The sequence below is a fragment of the Corallococcus sp. Z5C101001 genome (assembly GCF_007352635.1).
Lineage (GTDB): Bacteria > Myxococcota > Myxococcia > Myxococcales > Myxococcaceae > Corallococcus > Corallococcus silvisoli.
The window spans coordinates 1-15665 of record NZ_VKLU01000008.1; the positions used below are offsets into that span (position 1 = coordinate 1).

At 71.3% G+C, this 15665-nt stretch carries 17 protein-coding genes; 8 read left to right on the forward strand and 9 right to left on the reverse strand.

Annotated features, from left to right (window positions below; translation table 11 throughout):
• Window positions 1–257: 257 nt before the first annotated feature.
• Window positions 258–701, forward strand: a complete 444-nt coding sequence (locus FOF48_RS17885; protein ID WP_143903274.1) for a hypothetical protein — start codon at window positions 258–260, stop codon at window positions 699–701.
• Between the two features lie 9 nt (window positions 702–710).
• On the opposite strand, the gene FOF48_RS17890 is transcribed toward FOF48_RS17885, so the two are convergent.
• Entirely contained in the window at window positions 711–911 is a 201-nt protein-coding gene (locus tag FOF48_RS17890) for a SlyX family protein (RefSeq protein ID WP_143903276.1), read from the reverse strand.
• Window positions 912–943: 32 nt separating this feature from the next.
• On the opposite strand from FOF48_RS17890, the gene FOF48_RS17895 reads away from it, so the two are divergent.
• Entirely contained in the window at window positions 944–1243 is a 300-nt protein-coding gene (locus FOF48_RS17895) for a hypothetical protein (protein ID WP_014392969.1), read from the forward strand.
• A gap of 7 nt (window positions 1244–1250) precedes the next feature.
• On the opposite strand, the gene FOF48_RS17900 is transcribed toward FOF48_RS17895, so the two are convergent.
• The 3 genes from FOF48_RS17900 to FOF48_RS17910 form a co-directional block, all read right to left on the reverse strand.
• Entirely contained in the window at window positions 1251–2219 is a 969-nt protein-coding gene (locus tag FOF48_RS17900) for a lipopolysaccharide assembly protein LapB (RefSeq protein ID WP_143903278.1), read from the reverse strand.
• Window positions 2220–2228: 9 nt separating this feature from the next.
• Window positions 2229–2573: a hypothetical protein gene (locus tag FOF48_RS17905; protein ID WP_143903280.1), complete on the reverse strand. Its 345-nt coding sequence runs from the start codon at window positions 2571–2573 to the stop codon at window positions 2229–2231.
• 124 nt (window positions 2574–2697) lie between these two features.
• On the reverse strand, window positions 2698–3120 hold the full coding sequence (locus FOF48_RS17910) for a hypothetical protein (RefSeq protein ID WP_143903282.1): 423 nt from the start codon (window positions 3118–3120) through the stop codon (window positions 2698–2700).
• Window positions 3121–3331: 211 nt separating this feature from the next.
• Between FOF48_RS17910 and FOF48_RS17915 the strand changes: the two genes are divergently transcribed.
• Entirely contained in the window at window positions 3332–3532 is a 201-nt protein-coding gene (locus FOF48_RS17915; protein WP_143903284.1) for a hypothetical protein, read from the forward strand.
• A 96-nt stretch (window positions 3533–3628) separates the two neighbouring features.
• Here the strand turns inward: FOF48_RS17915 and FOF48_RS17920 are convergent, their stop codons facing one another.
• The 4 genes from FOF48_RS17920 to FOF48_RS17935 form a co-directional block, all read right to left on the reverse strand.
• Window positions 3629–4456: a hypothetical protein gene (locus FOF48_RS17920; protein ID WP_143904203.1), complete on the reverse strand. Its 828-nt coding sequence runs from the start codon at window positions 4454–4456 to the stop codon at window positions 3629–3631.
• Window positions 4456–5238 carry a hypothetical protein gene (locus FOF48_RS17925; RefSeq protein ID WP_143903285.1) on the reverse strand — a complete coding sequence of 261 codons (783 nt, stop codon included), beginning with the start codon at window positions 5236–5238 and terminating at the stop codon, window positions 4456–4458. Before FOF48_RS17925 ends, FOF48_RS17920 begins: the two co-directional genes overlap by 1 nt.
• A complete protein-coding gene (locus FOF48_RS17930; RefSeq protein WP_255442324.1) occupies window positions 5238–7448 on the reverse strand; it encodes a TonB-dependent receptor in 2211 nt (736 codons plus the stop codon). The genes FOF48_RS17925 and FOF48_RS17930 overlap by 1 nt, the downstream gene beginning before the upstream one ends.
• Window positions 7449–7765: 317 nt before the next feature.
• Window positions 7766–8218, reverse strand: a complete 453-nt coding sequence (locus tag FOF48_RS17935; RefSeq protein WP_143903289.1) for a hypothetical protein — start codon at window positions 8216–8218, stop codon at window positions 7766–7768.
• Window positions 8219–8426: 208 nt separating this feature from the next.
• On the opposite strand from FOF48_RS17935, the gene glpD reads away from it, so the two are divergent.
• The 4 genes from glpD to FOF48_RS17955 all read left to right on the forward strand — a co-directional run bounded on the left by glpD (window position 8427) and on the right by FOF48_RS17955 (window position 13728).
• Complete coding sequence (gene glpD / locus FOF48_RS17940) at window positions 8427–10130, forward strand: glycerol-3-phosphate dehydrogenase (RefSeq protein ID WP_186001962.1); 1704 nt, start codon at window positions 8427–8429, stop codon at window positions 10128–10130.
• Between the two features lie 281 nt (window positions 10131–10411).
• Window positions 10412–12220: a S8 family serine peptidase gene (locus tag FOF48_RS17945; RefSeq protein ID WP_143903291.1), complete on the forward strand. Its 1809-nt coding sequence runs from the start codon at window positions 10412–10414 to the stop codon at window positions 12218–12220.
• A 768-nt stretch (window positions 12221–12988) separates the two neighbouring features.
• A complete protein-coding gene (locus FOF48_RS17950; RefSeq protein WP_143903293.1) occupies window positions 12989–13456 on the forward strand; it encodes a hypothetical protein in 468 nt (155 codons plus the stop codon).
• Between the two features lie 62 nt (window positions 13457–13518).
• Window positions 13519–13728, forward strand: coding sequence for a hypothetical protein (locus tag FOF48_RS17955; RefSeq protein WP_143903295.1), 210 nt, complete (start codon window positions 13519–13521; stop codon window positions 13726–13728).
• Between the two features lie 10 nt (window positions 13729–13738).
• Here the strand turns inward: FOF48_RS17955 and FOF48_RS17960 are convergent, their stop codons facing one another.
• Window positions 13739–14341 carry a CDP-alcohol phosphatidyltransferase family protein gene (locus tag FOF48_RS17960; protein ID WP_143903297.1) on the reverse strand — a complete coding sequence of 201 codons (603 nt, stop codon included), beginning with the start codon at window positions 14339–14341 and terminating at the stop codon, window positions 13739–13741.
• A gap of 186 nt (window positions 14342–14527) precedes the next feature.
• On the opposite strand from FOF48_RS17960, the gene FOF48_RS17965 reads away from it, so the two are divergent.
• Window positions 14528–15445 carry a DUF4846 domain-containing protein gene (locus tag FOF48_RS17965; protein ID WP_370456592.1) on the forward strand — a complete coding sequence of 306 codons (918 nt, stop codon included), beginning with the start codon at window positions 14528–14530 and terminating at the stop codon, window positions 15443–15445.
• Window positions 15446–15665: the final 220 nt, after the last annotated feature.

The window sequence follows — 15665 nt, forward strand, 5'->3', positions numbered from 1 at the left end:
GAGCCGATGGTACTCCGCGGGAAACCGCGTGGGAGAGTAGGTCGCTGCCGGATTCTTTTTGAAAGCCCCTGGTGCCTCATGGCACCGGGGGCTTTGTCTTTGCGGGCTTCGGACTGGGACAGGCTCCGCCGCGTTCTCCCTCGTGGATTGATCCGACGGGATGCGAACGTACGGGTGCCTGGCTTTGTGGCTGGCCTGACCCTGCCCGGGTTTGCTTGAGTGGTGCTCCCCCCTCTTCTGGACAGGAGCTCCCTCGCATGCAACTGCTACGAATCTACGCCGCTGGTCTGTTCGCGCTGGGGCTCCTGCTGGTGCCGGCCCAATCCAACGCGGAGGCGGGCGTTCGTCTGGGTGTGGGGGCGGACTACTGGGTGGACTCCAGCGCCGCCTTCAACTTCACCCTGGGCGTCGAGGGGCACGTCGCGGGTCCCATCTTCGTGGGGGCCCGGTTCGGCGCCGTGCTGGTGACGGATGGCAACATCATCGGTGTCCCCCTGGACATCTCGATCCGCGCGCGGGTGGGGCGGACCGTCTACATCGAGGGGCTCGCGGGGCCGTGGATCTTCTTCAAGGGTGACACCTTCAAGGCTCACGCCGCGTTTGGCTTTGGGCTCCAGGGAAAGGCCGCGAGCATTGGCATCGAGGTGGGCTACCTCGAGCCGAATCCCATCATCGGCCTGCGGCTGGGCTACAAGTTCTGAGGAGCGGCCTCAGTAGTGTGGCGGACGCTCATGCTGACGGGCGTCCACCAACCCCGGCTCGGCTTCGAGCTTGCCCTTGAGCCGGTCCAACTCCGCCCGGAGCGCGTCGATGACGCGCCCCTGCTGGTAGAGCACGTCGCTCAGCTCCTGCAGCAGCTCCTGCTGCTGCGTGTAGCGGATCTCCAGCTCGACCAGGCGCTTGTCTTCCATTGCCGTCTTCTCCGCGAGGGGAACCAGCCCCCATGAATACCCTCGAACACCTGCAGCGTGCCCGTGAGTTGCTTGGTCGCGGACAGCCTGAGCTGGCTGAGTCCGCGCTGAGTGACGCCATCGATGCGGCCGTGGCGGCGGAGGACCTGGTCCTCCTCACCCAGGCGCGCTTCGCGCTGGGGGAGCTGCTCTTCCAGCAGGGCCGCGATGAAGAGGCAATCCCCTTCCTCCAGGCTGTGGTCCGGACTGAACGGGCCGACGGCTCCGTGGACGCTCCGGTCATCGCCTCCGCGCGGATGCTGCGCCAGATTCGGGGCCAGGAGCCCCGCTGACGGACGTTCAGGGCAACCGGCACTGCTCCCGGATGGCGTCCATCCGCTGCGGAAACCGCCGCTCCAGGTCCGTTCGCGTCCGCCGGGCACCCTCGAGCCTTCCAGCCCTGACCTGGAGCATGCAGAGCGTGGCCAGTGCGCGCGTGTCCGAGACATCCAGACGGTCCGCCTGCCGCAGGGCTTCCTCGCCGGCGTCCTCGTTCCCCAACTGGAACCACGCGACCCCGAGCTGGAAGTGGCCTTCCACCAGCTTTGGATCCTTCTGCACGGCTTGCTGCAACAGGCTCACGGCTTCGCGGCTCCGACCGTCCTTGGTGAGCACCAGACCTTGCTCCACCAGGAGCCGGGCCGGGGGCACCTTTCCCTCCAGTGACGTGAAGACCTTCAGCGCCTCCTCCGGTCGTCCCAGCCGGCTGAGCATCCGGCCGTAGCGCACGCCTACGAGTGGATCTCCAGAAGTCTGGGTGTACGCCCGGGACAAGGCCTCCATGGCGCCTTCAACGTCGCCCTTCTCCTCGCTCAGGTCCGCTCGGAGCAGCTCCGCCCTGGCGTCCGTCGGCGCGAGCTTCTGGGCCTTGGCCAGCGACTGCTCCACACAGCGGGTCATCCGCTCCCGGTCGCAGATGCTCGCGAGCAGGAGCTGCGTCTCCACCGCGTTCGGGTCCCTCCGCTCCGCTTCCAGGGCCAGGTCGTGGGCCTCCGCGGGCGCTCCTTCTTTCAGGAGGTCCGCCGCCGTACGCAGGTCCGCCGCCGTCGCCTTGTCATTGTGCTTGAGCGGCACCAGGAAGCGCAGGCGGCTCTCGGTGTCGTCCGTGGCCCGGGCGATGGCGAGCTCCTGCTCGGGCATGTTCCGGGGCAGGAAGAGCGGGATGAGGTGGATGGCGAGCGCTCCCGCCGACACCCACAGGACGCCTCGCAACCCCTGGCTCCACCGCGGGCCGTTCCGCACTCCGGGTTCGTTCGTCAGCTCGCTCATGCCCGCTTCCTAGACGGCGCGCAGGTGGGGACGCAGGCCCGAGGGCAGCTCCAGCCCGCAACTCCAGCACAGCTCGAAGTTGGCCGGATTCTCCTCGCTGCACCGGGGGCACGTTACCGAACGGTTGGCGGCTTCCTGGTTGGCCTGGAGCTCGGCGAGGACCTGTCTGCCTGCCTCCAACTCCTGGGGCCACAGCCACAGCTCCACCCAGGCCTCCGTGCTGGGGATCTCTCCACTCAACGGGACCAGGGACTCTCCGCGGATGTCGACCGACAGCCCCGCCGACTCCAGGGCGCCCGCCAGCATCCGCGCCTCTCCGACCGTGCGGTGCACGGAGAACTGCACGCGCTTCATGCTGCTTGTCTGTCAGAACCGGGGCGCCGGGGCAACCGGACCCGGCTGCCCTCCCGCTGTGCTCCCGTCGACGTGCTCCTCCAGGGGCATCGCGCCTGTCCTCCTGGAGCCCTGTGGGCGTCCGTCACTCATCGTGGCGGAGCTGGTGCGGTAGCACTGCGTGCGCGTGCCGGGGGGCGCGGGCGTGGAGCTCCGTTGTCAGCAAGGCATCCAGCTCCGCGAGCAGGCGATCATACCCGCCCCCGGCGCCCTTCGCGGGCAGCCGCTGGGTGGCGAGCCGCAGGCGGGGTGCCTCCTCGTCCTCGAAAGCCAGCGTCACCGTCAGTCCGTCCGGGCCCGCTGCCTGGGGCGCCAGGAGCGCGGGCTCGGGCTCGCGCCGCAGGGACTCCAGGAGAGGGGCCAGCCGGTGGATCTCCTCGGGCGACAGGTCCCGCTCCACCACCGGCTCGCCCTGCTCCAGGACGCGCAGGTGCTTCATGCCCTCCACCCGCAGTGCCTGGGCGCCGGTGTTCGTCCGGCCATTGCGCTCGTAAGTCACCGTCTTCACGCGAACCTCCCTCTGGCCAGGAGTAGGCATTCGCCTCCTCCTTCGCATCCGGACGGGCCGGTGACGGGGGCTTCCTCCCCGGGAATGCGAGCCCCAGCGACCAGTGCCCGACAGTGCGGGGCGCCCCCGGGCCCCTGCGCTTCCAGCGGCCCCCTCCCTACCGTGCCTTCCGTCCGGGCGCCTTGTCCGGACACACGGAGGGTGCCGACCGATGAGCAAGAACAAGAATCCCAGCCCCAATGACCAGCGCTCCAACACCAAGAACCCCGAGCGCCCGGAGCACAAGGCCTCCCAGGACAATCGCGCCAACCAGATGAACCCGAACCGTCCTCCGAATGGCCCGCCGTCCTCCCCGCCCCAGCACGGCGGTGGCGGGATGCCGGGTGGGAATGACCCGTCGAAGCGCGGCTGAGCCAGGCGCCGTTCGCGGGGCCGTCAGTGCCGTGACGGAAGGGTGAGGCCGGCCGCGTGGTTCGGGCCGGCCCTCCCATGTCCCGTGGGCCTGCTCTCAGCGGATGCGCGGCGAGCACTCGCCTTCGCCGCGGTAGTGGCCCACGGTGCGCACGAGCGCCGTCACGAAGTCACGCAGGGTGCGCACGCTGCCCGCGCCGCCCGTTCCGTACTGGTTCGATGGCAGCGACGTCAGGTCCACGGCGGCCAGCTCCTCCAGGGTGATCTCCCCATCCGGGCCCACCACGCCGGTGCTGTCCGCCGCGGCGATGGCGTCGAAGCGCATCTTCGCGTCCGCCGACTGGAGGTCGTCGAAGAACAGGTGGTCGCCGTGGATGGTGAGCTGCACCGTCTCCGTGCCGCCCTTGGGCACCGTCACGCCGTTGCCGATGTCCTCGTTCTCGCAGTGCTCGTAGAGGGTGTTGGTGGGGAAGCCCCAGCGGAAGCGCTTCGACGTCGCGCCCTTGGTGGCCGTGCCCTCGACGTAGACGGACCAGCCTTCGGCGTTCATCCGCGTCACGTCCTCTGGGGCCGCGTTGCCCGCGGTGGCATCCGTGACAGGAGCGATGGCGTAGCTCACTTCATCCCATTCCTCGGAGGCCAGGTCGTTGAACGTCGCGACTTCCACGGGGCCGGGACGGTGCACGTCGTACACCTTCGCGGCGGTCTGCTCGGCGGCGGTGTCACCTCCGTGGTTGGCGACCTTCAGCTCGCCCAGCTTCACGAGGAACTTGTCGTACTTCACGCTCCAGCCGTCCGCGAAGGCGCTCGAGGGGATCTGCTTCTCGATGAAGTCCTCTCCGTACGCGGTGAACGTCACGTTGCCCTGGCCGGACGAACAGGCCACGAGCCCCAGGCACGACACTCCCATCAGCCAATGCTTCATCATTTCACGGCTCCTTCCACCCACGTCACGACGTAGGCGCTGGTGTCTTCCACGCCGCGCACCAGCCCGTTCTGGGCCTGGCTGTCAGCGGGGAAGGTGGAAACGCCAGACGCGTCCGGAGGCGACGCGGTGGCGAAGTCGATGCGGTCCATCCATTTCCCGAAGTCCACCGCGATGCGCACGAAGCCGGACTCCTGCTTCAGCTCCCGCTCGAAGCGCACGCCCTCGATCGCCTTGGGCAGGTCCACCGTCGCGTCGAAGCGCACCGTGGCTCCGGAGGCGTGCGTCGCGCTTCCGCGCACGTGCACCTGGTGGCCGCCCAGGACGTTCTGCGCGTCCGTCGCCGCCGTGGGCGTCGCGAGCGTCAGCTCCAGGGAGCCGTACGAACCGGTGACCGCGTTGGCGTCGCCCAGCGAGGCGCCCCCGGCCGTGAGCAGGTCCACCGTCTGGACGTTGAGCACCTCGCCCAGCGCGTCGCCGGGGACGTAGTGGCCGGGGTGCGCGTTCGCGGTGCCTCCGATGAGCGAGTACCAGTCGAAGCGCGGGGCTCGCCGCGACAGCAGCACCCGGCCTTCGTAGAAGCGCACCGAGCCCACGGAAAGCTGGGCGGCTTCCGGCGTCACCGTCCAGCCGTACTCGTTGGGGGCGGTGGGCGCGGTGGACGTCATCGTCACGCCGAAGGTGCGTCGCTCCGCTTCCGTCTTGGTTCCATCGCCGCAGCCCAGGCTCAGCAGGGTCGCGGCCACCGCCAGCGTGCGCGGCAGGGCAGGGGTTCGATGCATCACAGGTGGACCTCCAGGGTGAGCGAGGCCACGCGTGGTGCCCCCGCGGTGAAATGTCTTGCCGGCACGAGGCTCGGCTGGGCGGCGGGGTCGAAGCGCGAGCTGTAGACGAACTCGCCATCGCGCCAGCGCGTGTTCAGCAGGTTCTTCACGTCCAGCCGCAACGCGAGCGCGCCCCGCCGCAGCGCCGCCTCCGCATCCACGAGGAACACCGTGTGGCTGAACTCGTCGTAGGGCAGCGGACGCGGGCCGATGAGCGTGAGGCCCGTGCCCAGCGACAGGAGGGAGCCAATGGCGGACAAGGGCTTCTCCCAGCCCACGTCCGCTCGGGCGACCAGGGGCGCGAAGTAGGGGAGCTTCGCGTCCGTCTTCGTCACCGTCGCGTTCGCCAGCGTGCCGCTCAACGCGGCCGTGAGCCCCGGGAGGGGGCGCGACTGGAGGGCCGCGGAGATGCCCGTGCGCAGCGTCTGGCCGGTGAAGACCGTGGTGCCCACGGTGTGGTCGAAGAAGAAGTCGTCCGCCACCTGCGAGCCGAAGACGCTCGCCTGGAACGACAGCCGTTCGCCGTCGCTCCGGGTGCCCAGCTCCGCGCCATGCACGTCGACGAAGGGGGCGCGCTCTCCTTCGGAGAGGCTCCTCGCCTGCGGGGAGCGGAAGCCGTCGCCGTAGCTGGCGAAGAGCGCCCAGGTATCCGTGAGGGAGTACTCGACGCCGGCCTTCGCGCCCCAATGCACCCCGAAGGCGCTGCGCGAGTAACCCTGCCCGTCGTAGAAGCGCGGGTCGCGGAAGGCCAGCGCGTCGAACACCTCCACCCCCAGCGCGTCCGCCCGGCCTCCCAGTCGGAAGGCCCAGCGGCCCACGGGGAGCCGGGCCTCGGCGTAACCCCAGACATCCGTCTGGGTGATGTCCGCGTCCACCTCGTCCGCGAAGAAGGTGCCGTCCGTCTCGCGGTAACGGCGTTGCGTCTGCTGGATGCCGTCGCGGCGCCCGCCCAGTCCCAGCTCCAGTGCGACGGGCTGGCCGTACACGAGGACCTGCCGGCGGTGCTCGGCGCGCAGGCCCAGCGTGGAGCCTCCGTTCGTCTGCTCCAGGCCGTCGCCCCGGTCGTCCACGCGGTAGCCGGTGAAGTTGTTGCGCAGCCGCAGGTCCGAGAGGATTCCGAAGGCCTCCAGTCGCGTGCGCGCCGTGCCTTCGCGCGGCAGGTCCACGCCGATGAGGAGCTGGTGGCGGGACACCGTGCCGCCCTGCCGGGCGAAGGAGCCGGAGTAGAAGCTCCGACGGCCTGACTCCAGGTCGTCCTCGCGCACGACTCCTGGCGAGTCGAAGCGCGTGACGTAGCTGCCGCCCAGCACCCTCGCGCTCAAGCCGTGGCCCAGGTCCACGTGGGCTTGCGCGAGCAGGGCCGCCCGGCCATGGCCGCGCTGCGGGCCGAAGCCGTCTGACTCCCCGAGCTCCAGCGCGGCGAAGGTGCCGGGGTCCTCGCCGGGACGCACCGTCACGACGAGCCGACGCTGGCCGTACTGGCCCAGCGTGCCCGCGAACTCCACGCCCTGCTCCCTCGCGCCCAGGTCCATGCGCACCGTGCCCGCGACCGCGAAGTCTCCCTGGAACGCGCGGTAGGAGCCCTCCGTCACCTCCAGCGATTGGACGAGCTCCGGGATGATGAAGTTGGTGTCCGCGTAGCCGAGCGCGTGGATGTGGCTCACCTCGTTCACGGGCAGGCCGCCGACGTTCAGCTCCACGTCCTGGCCGTGGATGGCGTCGAAGCCCCGGAGGAAGAGCTGCTGGGCCTTGCCCTCGCCGCTGTGCTGCGAGGCCACGAGGCCCGGGACGACCCGGAGCACGTCCACCGCGTTCAGTCGCGGCGCCGTGTCGAGGATGTCCCGGCCAATGGTGACCTCCGCCGCGCTCCGGGCCGGCCGCGTGCCGCGCACCACGGTGGACCGCTGCTTCGCGGGGGCCTCCGGGGGAGCGGCCTCCGGTGGAAAGGCGGGAGGCTCCGGGGAGGGCTCGGGCGTGGAGGCCCGTGCGTTCTCCGGGACGGGTGGGGGCTCCTCCCCGGCGGCGGAGTTCGTGGCGGGGGTGGTGTCCGGTGGCGTCCCGGCGGTGTTCGCGGGCGGTGCTGGCGGAGCCTCGCCCGTGCCGTCATCGGAGGCGCGCGGAGTTGACTGGCTTTCCGCTCCAATGGGTTGTCCATGACCGGATTGCATCTGTTCCGGCATGACTTCAGTGACCGCATGTCCAGCGGCAGCCACGCGCGGTGCTCCGGGGACGGAGCCCGGCGCTGCGTGAAGGAGACACGTCGACAGCGTGGCGAAGGCAATTCGCAACATGGTCACGGGAGGGGCAGCGCGAGGAAATGACAGCACGTCCCTGGCGCGCTTTCCGGCGCGTTCCAGGACGTGATGAATGATGGACAGACAGCCCGCGGAGGACACGCGCTCACGCGGGCCCCTGTCCGGCTCAAGCCAGACGGACCCCGTGGTCGCGAGATGTCTTTACGGACGCGCGAAGGGCGTGGATGTGGCTATGGCCCTTGCGGCATCGCGGAGGAGCGCAACCGCTGACCCGGCGACCACTCCGGGCCCCGCGCGGGCTCCACCCGCCACGACACCCACCGCAGCACCGGTGGGACGAACACCGTCCAGCTCGCCGCCACCGCCAGCAGGTGCTCCACCGAACCCGTCAGGTGCCGGTGGCCATGGCCCTGCTTCTCGCCGGCGTCGTCGTGCTCGCTGTCATCGCGGTCCGGCGTGCTCCGCCCGGCCTCCGCCTGACATGCCTTCGCCGTGCCCGCGGGCCCACACGCCGTTCCGCCCGCGCGGTGGACGTGGCCCCCAGGACCATGGACGTGGGCATGCCCACCCAGGCCGCCCCCGTGCCCCACCACCGCGTGCAGCACCGGCGCGACCGCGAGTCCGTAGACGAGGACCCACAGCCCCAGGAGCGCCAGATCGCGTCGGTCTCGGGAGTCCCACACGGGGTTGGTTGGTGGCGCGCGGACGCGTCCAGGACGGGTGAGGTGAGGCGCCCGTCTGCCTATCCGTCCTCCCACGGACACGCAAGACCGCCGCCGCCGCCCGCTGCCGGACAGTCTCCCGCCGTTCAGTCCCACGCGCCCGTGGATCTCTTGACGCATTGCATCTAAATCCGCTGCGGCCGAAGACTTCCCGTCATAGAATCAGGGCGTGCGTTCTGAATCCGCCGTGCTCCATTCGCTGCCAGCCTCCACGGGCGCGACTCCCGCCCCGCCGCCTTCTCGCGCCGAGCGCTTGCGCTTGCTGGGGGCCGAGCCCTTCGACCTGCTGGTCATTGGCGGCGGCGTGACAGGGGCGGGCGCGGCCCGGGACGCGGCGCTGCGCGGGTTGAAGGTGGCGCTGGTGGAGCGCGAGGACTTCGCCAGCGGGACGTCCAGCCGCTCGTCCCGCCTCATCCATGGTGGGCTGCGCTACCTGGAGCATGGCCACCTGGGGCTCGTCTTCGAGTCGAGCATCGAGCGGCGGCGCCTGCTCAACCTGGCGCCCCACCTGGTGCGGCCGCTGGCCTTCATCTGGCCCGTCTACGAGGGCGCCCGGGTGCCCCGCTGGAAGCTCAACGCGGGCCTCATGCTGTACGACGCCCTGTCGCTGTTCCGCAACGTGAAGGCGTACCAGCGGCTGTCGCTCAAGCAGGTGGTGGAGGCCGAGCCGGGCATCCGCGCGGAGGGGCTCAAGGGCGGCGCGCGCTACTACGACGCGGCCACGGACGACGCACGCCTCACGCTCGCCAACGCGCTGGGCGCGAGCGAGGCGGGCGCGGTGGTGCTCAACCACGCGTCGGTGAAGCAGCTGGTGCTGGAGGATGGCAAGGCGCAGGGCGCGGTGGTGGTGGATCACCTGACGGGCCTGGAGCACACCGTGCGCGCCCGGGCCGTCGTCAACGCCACCGGGCCTTGGAGCGATGAGATCCGCCAGCTGGATTCGGGCTCCGAGCGCTCCGGTCCCTCGGTGCGCGGCAGCAAGGGCGTCCACATCGCCGTGCCCCGTTCGCGCCTGGGCATCCAGGACGCGCTCACGCTGCTGTCCCCCGTGGATGGCCGGGTGATGTTCATCCTGCCCGCGGATGCGTTCACGCTCATCGGCACCACGGAGACGGCGACGCGCGCCCATCCGGCCGAGGTGCGCGCGAGCGAGTCGGACGTGGCCTACCTGCTGGCGTCCGCCAATGCCTTCTTCCCGGAGGCACACCTCACGCGCGAGGACATGGTCAGCGCCTGGGCCGGCATCCGCCCCCTGGCCGCCAGCGGCTACCACGGCAACAGCGACGCGGGCAGCGCCAGCCGCGAGCACGCCATCGACGTGAGTCCCTCCGGCGTGCTGGCCATCAGCGGCGGGAAGCTCACCACCTTCCGGGTCATGGCCCGGGACGTGGTCAACGCCGTGGAGCGCCGCCTGTCCGTGCCCCACCGCAAGACCCCCACCGCCGAGCGCCCCCTGCCGGGAGGCGACATCGCGAAGCTGGACGCGGAGCTCGCGGCGGCGCGCGAGGAGGTGGGAGACGCGGCCACGGGTGACCATCTGGTGCGCGCGTATGGCAGCCGCTGGCGCGCCGTGTGGGCGCTCACTCGCGAGACGCCGGTGCTGGCCGAGCCGCTCGTGGACGGGCTGCCCTACCGCCGCGCAGAGGCCGCGTGGGGCGTGTCCCATGAGATGGTCCAGACGCTGGCCGACCTGCTCATCCGCCGCCTCAAGGTCGCGTTCGAGACGCGCGACCAGGGGCGCGCCGCGGCCGTCCGCGCCGCGGAGGTGATGGCGCCGCTGCTGGGCTGGGATGCCGCCGAGCAGGAGCGACAGCTGGCGGCCTATGCCGTGGACGCCCAGCGCATCTTCGGCGTCGATCCCTCGGACGCCTGAGTCTCCCTCGAGGCGCCGGGCCGTGTCCGACGCGGTACGCCGTGGACGGTGGAGCCCGGCTTCGGGCGTGCGTGCGCCGCGCGAGCGTTGGACGCCGCACTTTGGTCGGCACCGGATGCCCGTCGGGCGCATGACAGCCGCCCGAGCAGTCGTCCTGTGTCCATGCTTAAATCGCTTCGGGAACGGGAAGCAGTGCTGCCCCGTTCTTCCCGGCCACCTGTTGGGGGCGGCCGGTCACGGCGCGGTATCCATGTAGGCCGGGCACGAAGGAGATGCATCCCATGAAGCGTTGGCTTTTGCTTGGGCTCGGGCTGTCCGGTCTGGTGGCGTGCGGCGGTGACAAGGAGCCTACGGGCGGCCCCGAGCCGCAGGCCTGTCCTGGCACCACCGACCAGGCGCTGCCGGGGCAGGCGGCCTCCGCGCTGAGCGCGCCGGAGGAGCCGGACGGCGTGATCATCACCTACAAGCCGAAGGTGGCCGCCAGCGGGCTGGCCGTCGCGGCGGACATCGTGGCGACCGTGGAGCGGCAGGGCGGCAAGGTGAAGCGCCGCGTTCCGAACCTGAACATGCTGTCCGCCCGGCTGTCGCCCTCGGCCATCGCGGCGCTGAAGCTGAACCCGGACGTGCTCTCCGTGTCGCCCAACCGCCGCGTATACGCGATGGGCCTGCCCACGCTGCCGCCGGTGGCGTCGTGGCAGGGGGCGTTCAGCAGGCAGGGGTCGGTGGGCGAGTACACCGAAGGGCTCAAGCTGATCCAGGCCCCGAAGGTGTGGGACGCCAACAACGACGGCATCATCGACGCGGGCGCGCCCACGGGCGAGGGCGTGAAGGTGTGCGTCATCGACAGCGGCTGGGACAGCAAGCACCCGGAGCTGAAGGCGGCGTTCCTCAAGGGCCATGACTTCGTGGAGGACGACGACGACCCGTCCGACCAGACCGTCTCGCAGGGCGTGGTGACGGTGGGCGGCGGCCACGGAACGCACGTGGCCGCGACCATCCTGGCGCAGTTCGGCCCGGGCACGGGCGGACGCGTGGGGCCCGGGCAGGATCCGAACGGCGTGGTGGGCGTGGCGCCCGGCGCTTCGCTGCTGGTCGCGCGAGTGCTGGACGTGAAGGGCGGCGGTAGCACCGACGACGTCATCGCGGCCGCGGACTGGTGCCGTTCAGAGGGCGCGCGGATCGCCTCGCTGTCGCTGGGCGCTCCGGATCACTCCGATGCCGAGCAGCTCATGTTCGAGAAGGTGTGGGCCAACGGCAACGGCATGTTGTCCATCGCGGCCAGCGGCAACGACGGCAAGCGCGGCATCTCCTATCCGGCGGCGTACATGCCCTCGGTGATGGCGGTGGGCGCGGTGGACCTGCAGGGCGAGTACGCGAGCTTCTCGCAGTTCGGCCAGGAGCTGTCCGTGGTGGGGCCGGGCGTGAACGTGCTGAGCGCCACGGTGATGGGCGCGGCGTCGCTGTCCGCGGTGAACGCGGGTTCGACGCCCTTTAGCTCCTCGCCGCTCTCGTACACCGCGCAGGGCACCTACACGGGCCGGCTGGTGAACTGCGGCCTGGGCGAGGACCGCGCCTCTTGTGGTGATGAGGCCACCTGCGACGGCTTCGTCGCGTACGTGGACCGCGGCGACCTGTTCTTCGAGGAGAAGGCCCGCCACGTCATCGAGGCCGGCGCGCGCGCGGTCATCATCGGCAACAACGTGGCGGACGATGGCGATGGCACCTTCACGCTGGGCTCCGCGAACTCGCACTGGGTGCCCACGGTGTCGGTGTCGCAGGCGTCCGGTACGTCCCTCAAGGCGCTCGTGGGCCAGGAGGTGACGGTGGCCATCACGGGCCTGGACTACCAGCGCGAGTCCGGGACCTCCATGGCCACCCCGCACGTGTCGGGTGTCGCGGCGCTGGTGTTCAGCGCCCGGCCGGATCTCTCCGCCGCGCATGTGCGCGCGGTGCTGGAGAAGTCGGCGCTGGACGACAAGGTGACGCCGGGCTTCGACGAGAAGTACGGGCACGGCCTCGTGCAGGCGACCAAGGCCGTGGAGCTGGCGCGCTCGCTGCCCGCGGGCGGCGGTCCGCTTCCGCTGCCGTAGCGGCGGCTCGCTTCGACGGCTCGCGCCCTCGGTTCCTTCACGGGAGCCGGGGGCGTTTCATTTCCGGGGCAGGCGCGACGCCGTGGGCTCCTGTCCTCGTCGGAGGGCGGGCGGAGGGGCGACCCCCTGACGCCCGAGACGGTGGTTCCCCTCCCTGGAGCGCGCACCTTCTCCAGGGGAGGTGTGCCGCGCATGAGGCGAGAGACCTGGTTGGGCTTGGGAATCGCGGGCGTGGCCTGCCTGCTGATGTGCGCGGGGACGCCGGGGAGCGGGAGCCCTCCGGCGACGGAGGGGACGGATGTCCTGCTGGGGCAGTCTGGGATGACCGACCGTCCACCTCCGGACGAGGACGCTCCGCCCACGACCGCGCAGCCGCCAGAGACACAGGCCCCGGCAGCGACGGCCCAGGGCACGGGCGGATCCGGGACGACGGAGCAGCCGCGGGCCCCCGCTGGGACGGCCCCTGATGTCGGCGCTCCCAATGGGAGCTCGGGGGCCTCCGCGAACCCGAACGCCGTGGGGTATCCCGCCGCGAATCCCAGCCAGGATGTCGGTGGTTCGAGCAACGCGGGCACGGGGGCGAATCCGAACACCGGCGCGGTGGCGAACCCTGGCCCGGCCGCGTATCCGAATGCCGGTGCGGTGACGAACCCTGGCCCGGCTGCGTATCCGAACGCCGGTGCGGTGACGAACCCTGGCCCGGCCGCGTATCCGAACGCAGCGGGCACCGCGAATGCGAACCCTGCGGCGAATCCGAACACCGGTGCGGTGACGAACCCTGGCCCGGCTGCGTATCCGAACACCGGCGCGGTGGCGAACCCGGGCACGGCCGTGAGCCCGCAGGCGGGGAACACGGCGGCGCCCAACCCGGGCACCAACGCGAACGCGAACACGGGCACGGGCGGCACGGGCTCCTCGGGTACGGCGCCTCCCGCCCAGGCGCCTGCCCCCGCCGCTTCGGGTGGCATCGCCGTGGTGGATGCCATCTATCGCGGCGTGGTGCGCTCGGTGTCCTCGAAGGAGGTCGTCATCGTGGATGCGGGCGCGCGCGTGCCGCTGGAGATTGGCACCCAGACGCGCATCCTCCGCAACGGCGAGGCCATCCGCGTGACCGAGCTCAAGGAAGGGGAGAAGGTGCGCGCGGTCGTGAACCTGGTGGGCCGGAGCCACACTCGGGAGATCTCCGTGCTGTCCGGTGACGAGGCCCGCCGTGCCGCGGGTGTCCCCCTCCGGTGATGGGGCCCGCAGTCCGTCAGTCGCGCGCGACCCTTCGCGTCTCCGGGAGGGAGGTTTCCACCATGACGGTCTACGACCGATACCGAACCCTGTTGCACAAGCTGTCCCTCATCCGCGCTCGCGCGCCCGGCGGTGACTCGCCGGAAGCGGATGCGCTTCTCGACGCGATGGACGAGGTCTGGGACGCCATGTCCCCCGGCGAGCGCGCCGCGATGGAGCGCGAACGCTCCCGGCTGGCCCTGCTTCCCGACACGCACTCCGCGCCCGCGTAAGCCGCCCGCGTCACTTCCGCGCGGACTCCAGGGGCGCACCCGTGGGCCCTTGGGGAATGCGCGGCGACGGTCGCGACGGCGGCAATTGCCTCCCCCGACGCTGGCGCCACACCGCCCGCGAGTAATCCACCACCGACGCCAGCGACAACAGCGCGACGAGCGCCACGAGCGGACGCACCAGCGGTGGGTAGAGCAGCACGCACAGCAACACCGCGAGCTGCAGCGCCGTCACCAGCTTGCCCAGCATCCGCGCCTTGAGCTCGACGGCCCGCATGTCCGGCCGCAGCCTCGCGACGATGAAGCCGATGGCCGTGCCGATGTCGCGCAGGAGCAGCAGCGTCAGCTCCACCGGATCGATGAGCCCATCCAGCAGGCACACGATGAAGGCCGTCACCATGAACGCGCGATCCGCCACCGGGTCGATGAGCGCCCCCAGCCGCGTGGCCAGCCCCCGGTTCCGGGCGATCCATCCATCCAGGAAGTCCGTCGCCGCCGCCACCACCACCAGGAAGGCTCGCGTGCGCGAATCCGACACCACGATGAATGCCGCGGCGAGCGGCAGGCGCGACAGCGACAGCAGATTGAGCAGCACGAGGCTTGCCCGACGGTGCATGGCCTTCAAAAGGTAGTGCTCGCTACCTGGGGCGCACCTGTCCGCGATGGCGAGCGTCCAGCGAAGAACTCCCACGGGCGCCCCCCTGAATCCGCATCCGCCCGGAACCCGCCGGCGGCCGTGCGGTGTCCCACGCGGGAGGCCCGGGACTCCTCCCGGCCCCCACCGTCCCAGGAGTTCGTCCCCGTGAATGCGTTGGGAACCCACCGCCCCCCGCGACACCTGCGCGCGTTCCTCGTGCTGGCCACCGTGGCTTCTGTCGCGCTGCCCCTCGCGAGCTGCGAAGCGGCCGGCCGGGCGACGGTCCAGCCCCACGCCCCCACGGCCGAGGAGCGGACGCGCTATCCGTGGCTCCCCGCCACCGCGCGGGTGCGTGCGCTGGAGGAGACCTTCGCGCCTCCGGAGGGCTACGCGCGCGTGCCCGTGGAGGCCGGCTCCTTCGGCGCATGGCTGCGCGGCCTGCCCCTGCGGCCCGAGGGCACCCCCGTGCGCGACTACCAGGGCGGCACGGTGCTGGCCGCCTCCGACGCTCGGCTCGCGGCGGTCGCGGAGCTGGACGTGGGCGGCGTCAACCTCCAGCAGTGCGCGGACTCCATCCTGCGCCTCCATGCCGAATGGCGCTGGGCCTCCGGTCACCCGGAGCGCATCGCCTACCACTTCACCAGCGGCCATCTGGCGGCGTGGCCCCGCTACTCGGCGGGTGAGCGGGCGCGCGTCTCTGGCGCGAAGGTGACGTGGGTGCCGGGCAGCGCCGCGGCCGATGCGTCGCGCGCGGCCTTCCGGAACTACCTGGACCTGCTCTTCACCTACGCGGGCACCCTGTCCCTCCAGGCGGAGGGCGCGCGCGTCACGGGGGAGCCGCGCCCCGGGGACTTCTTCGTCCTGGGCGGCAGTCCCGGCCACACGGTGCTCGTGTTGGACGTGGCCACCAACGCGAAGGGGGAGCGGGTGGCGTTGATGGGCCAGGGGTTCACGCCCGCGCAGGACTTCCACGTCCTTTCGGGGAAGGACGGCCCCTGGTTCCCGCTGGGCGGGGACTCCGTGACGACGCCCTTCTGGGTGCCCTTCCCCAGGGCGTCCCTGCGCCGCCTGCCGTCGCCATGAGACCGGCGGCCTGAAACATGAAACATCCTCGTCTCCTGGCGGGCGCCTCCCTGGCGCGTCCCCGGGCAGACGGGGAGGCGGTGACGGGGGCGTATCGCGGGGTTCCGCTGGCATTGGTGAGAGGGGGAAGGCAGGTTGCGGCCTGAAGGGGTGTCCTGCCGTCAACGGGGACGCACCGAAGCCGGGCCCGTCCTCCCCCCACGTGCCTGCAAGCAGCCTA

What these genes read in the sequence shown, in the direction of transcription:
- FOF48_RS17930 (WP_255442324.1), bottom strand. Translation starts at nt 7,448, where the DNA reads ATGCAATCCGGTCATGGACAACCCATTGGAGCGGAAAGCCAGTCAACT.
- FOF48_RS17960 (WP_143903297.1), bottom strand. Translation starts at nt 14,341, where the DNA reads ATGCACCGTCGGGCAAGCCTCGTGCTGCTCAATCTGCTGTCGCTGTCG.
- FOF48_RS17920 (WP_143904203.1), bottom strand. Translation starts at nt 4,456, where the DNA reads ATGAAGCATTGGCTGATGGGAGTGTCGTGCCTGGGGCTCGTGGCCTGT.
- FOF48_RS17915 (WP_143903284.1), top strand. Translation starts at nt 3,332, where the DNA reads ATGAGCAAGAACAAGAATCCCAGCCCCAATGACCAGCGCTCCAACACC.
- FOF48_RS17945 (WP_143903291.1), top strand. Translation starts at nt 10,412, where the DNA reads ATGAAGCGTTGGCTTTTGCTTGGGCTCGGGCTGTCCGGTCTGGTGGCG.
- FOF48_RS17900 (WP_143903278.1), bottom strand. Translation starts at nt 2,219, where the DNA reads ATGAGCGAGCTGACGAACGAACCCGGAGTGCGGAACGGCCCGCGGTGG.
- FOF48_RS17885 (WP_143903274.1), top strand. Translation starts at nt 258, where the DNA reads ATGCAACTGCTACGAATCTACGCCGCTGGTCTGTTCGCGCTGGGGCTC.
- FOF48_RS17895 (WP_014392969.1), top strand. Translation starts at nt 944, where the DNA reads ATGAATACCCTCGAACACCTGCAGCGTGCCCGTGAGTTGCTTGGTCGC.
- FOF48_RS17890 (WP_143903276.1), bottom strand. Translation starts at nt 911, where the DNA reads ATGGAAGACAAGCGCCTGGTCGAGCTGGAGATCCGCTACACGCAGCAG.
- FOF48_RS17955 (WP_143903295.1), top strand. Translation starts at nt 13,519, where the DNA reads ATGACGGTCTACGACCGATACCGAACCCTGTTGCACAAGCTGTCCCTC.
- FOF48_RS17925 (WP_143903285.1), bottom strand. Translation starts at nt 5,238, where the DNA reads ATGCATCGAACCCCTGCCCTGCCGCGCACGCTGGCGGTGGCCGCGACC.
- FOF48_RS17905 (WP_143903280.1), bottom strand. Translation starts at nt 2,573, where the DNA reads ATGAAGCGCGTGCAGTTCTCCGTGCACCGCACGGTCGGAGAGGCGCGG.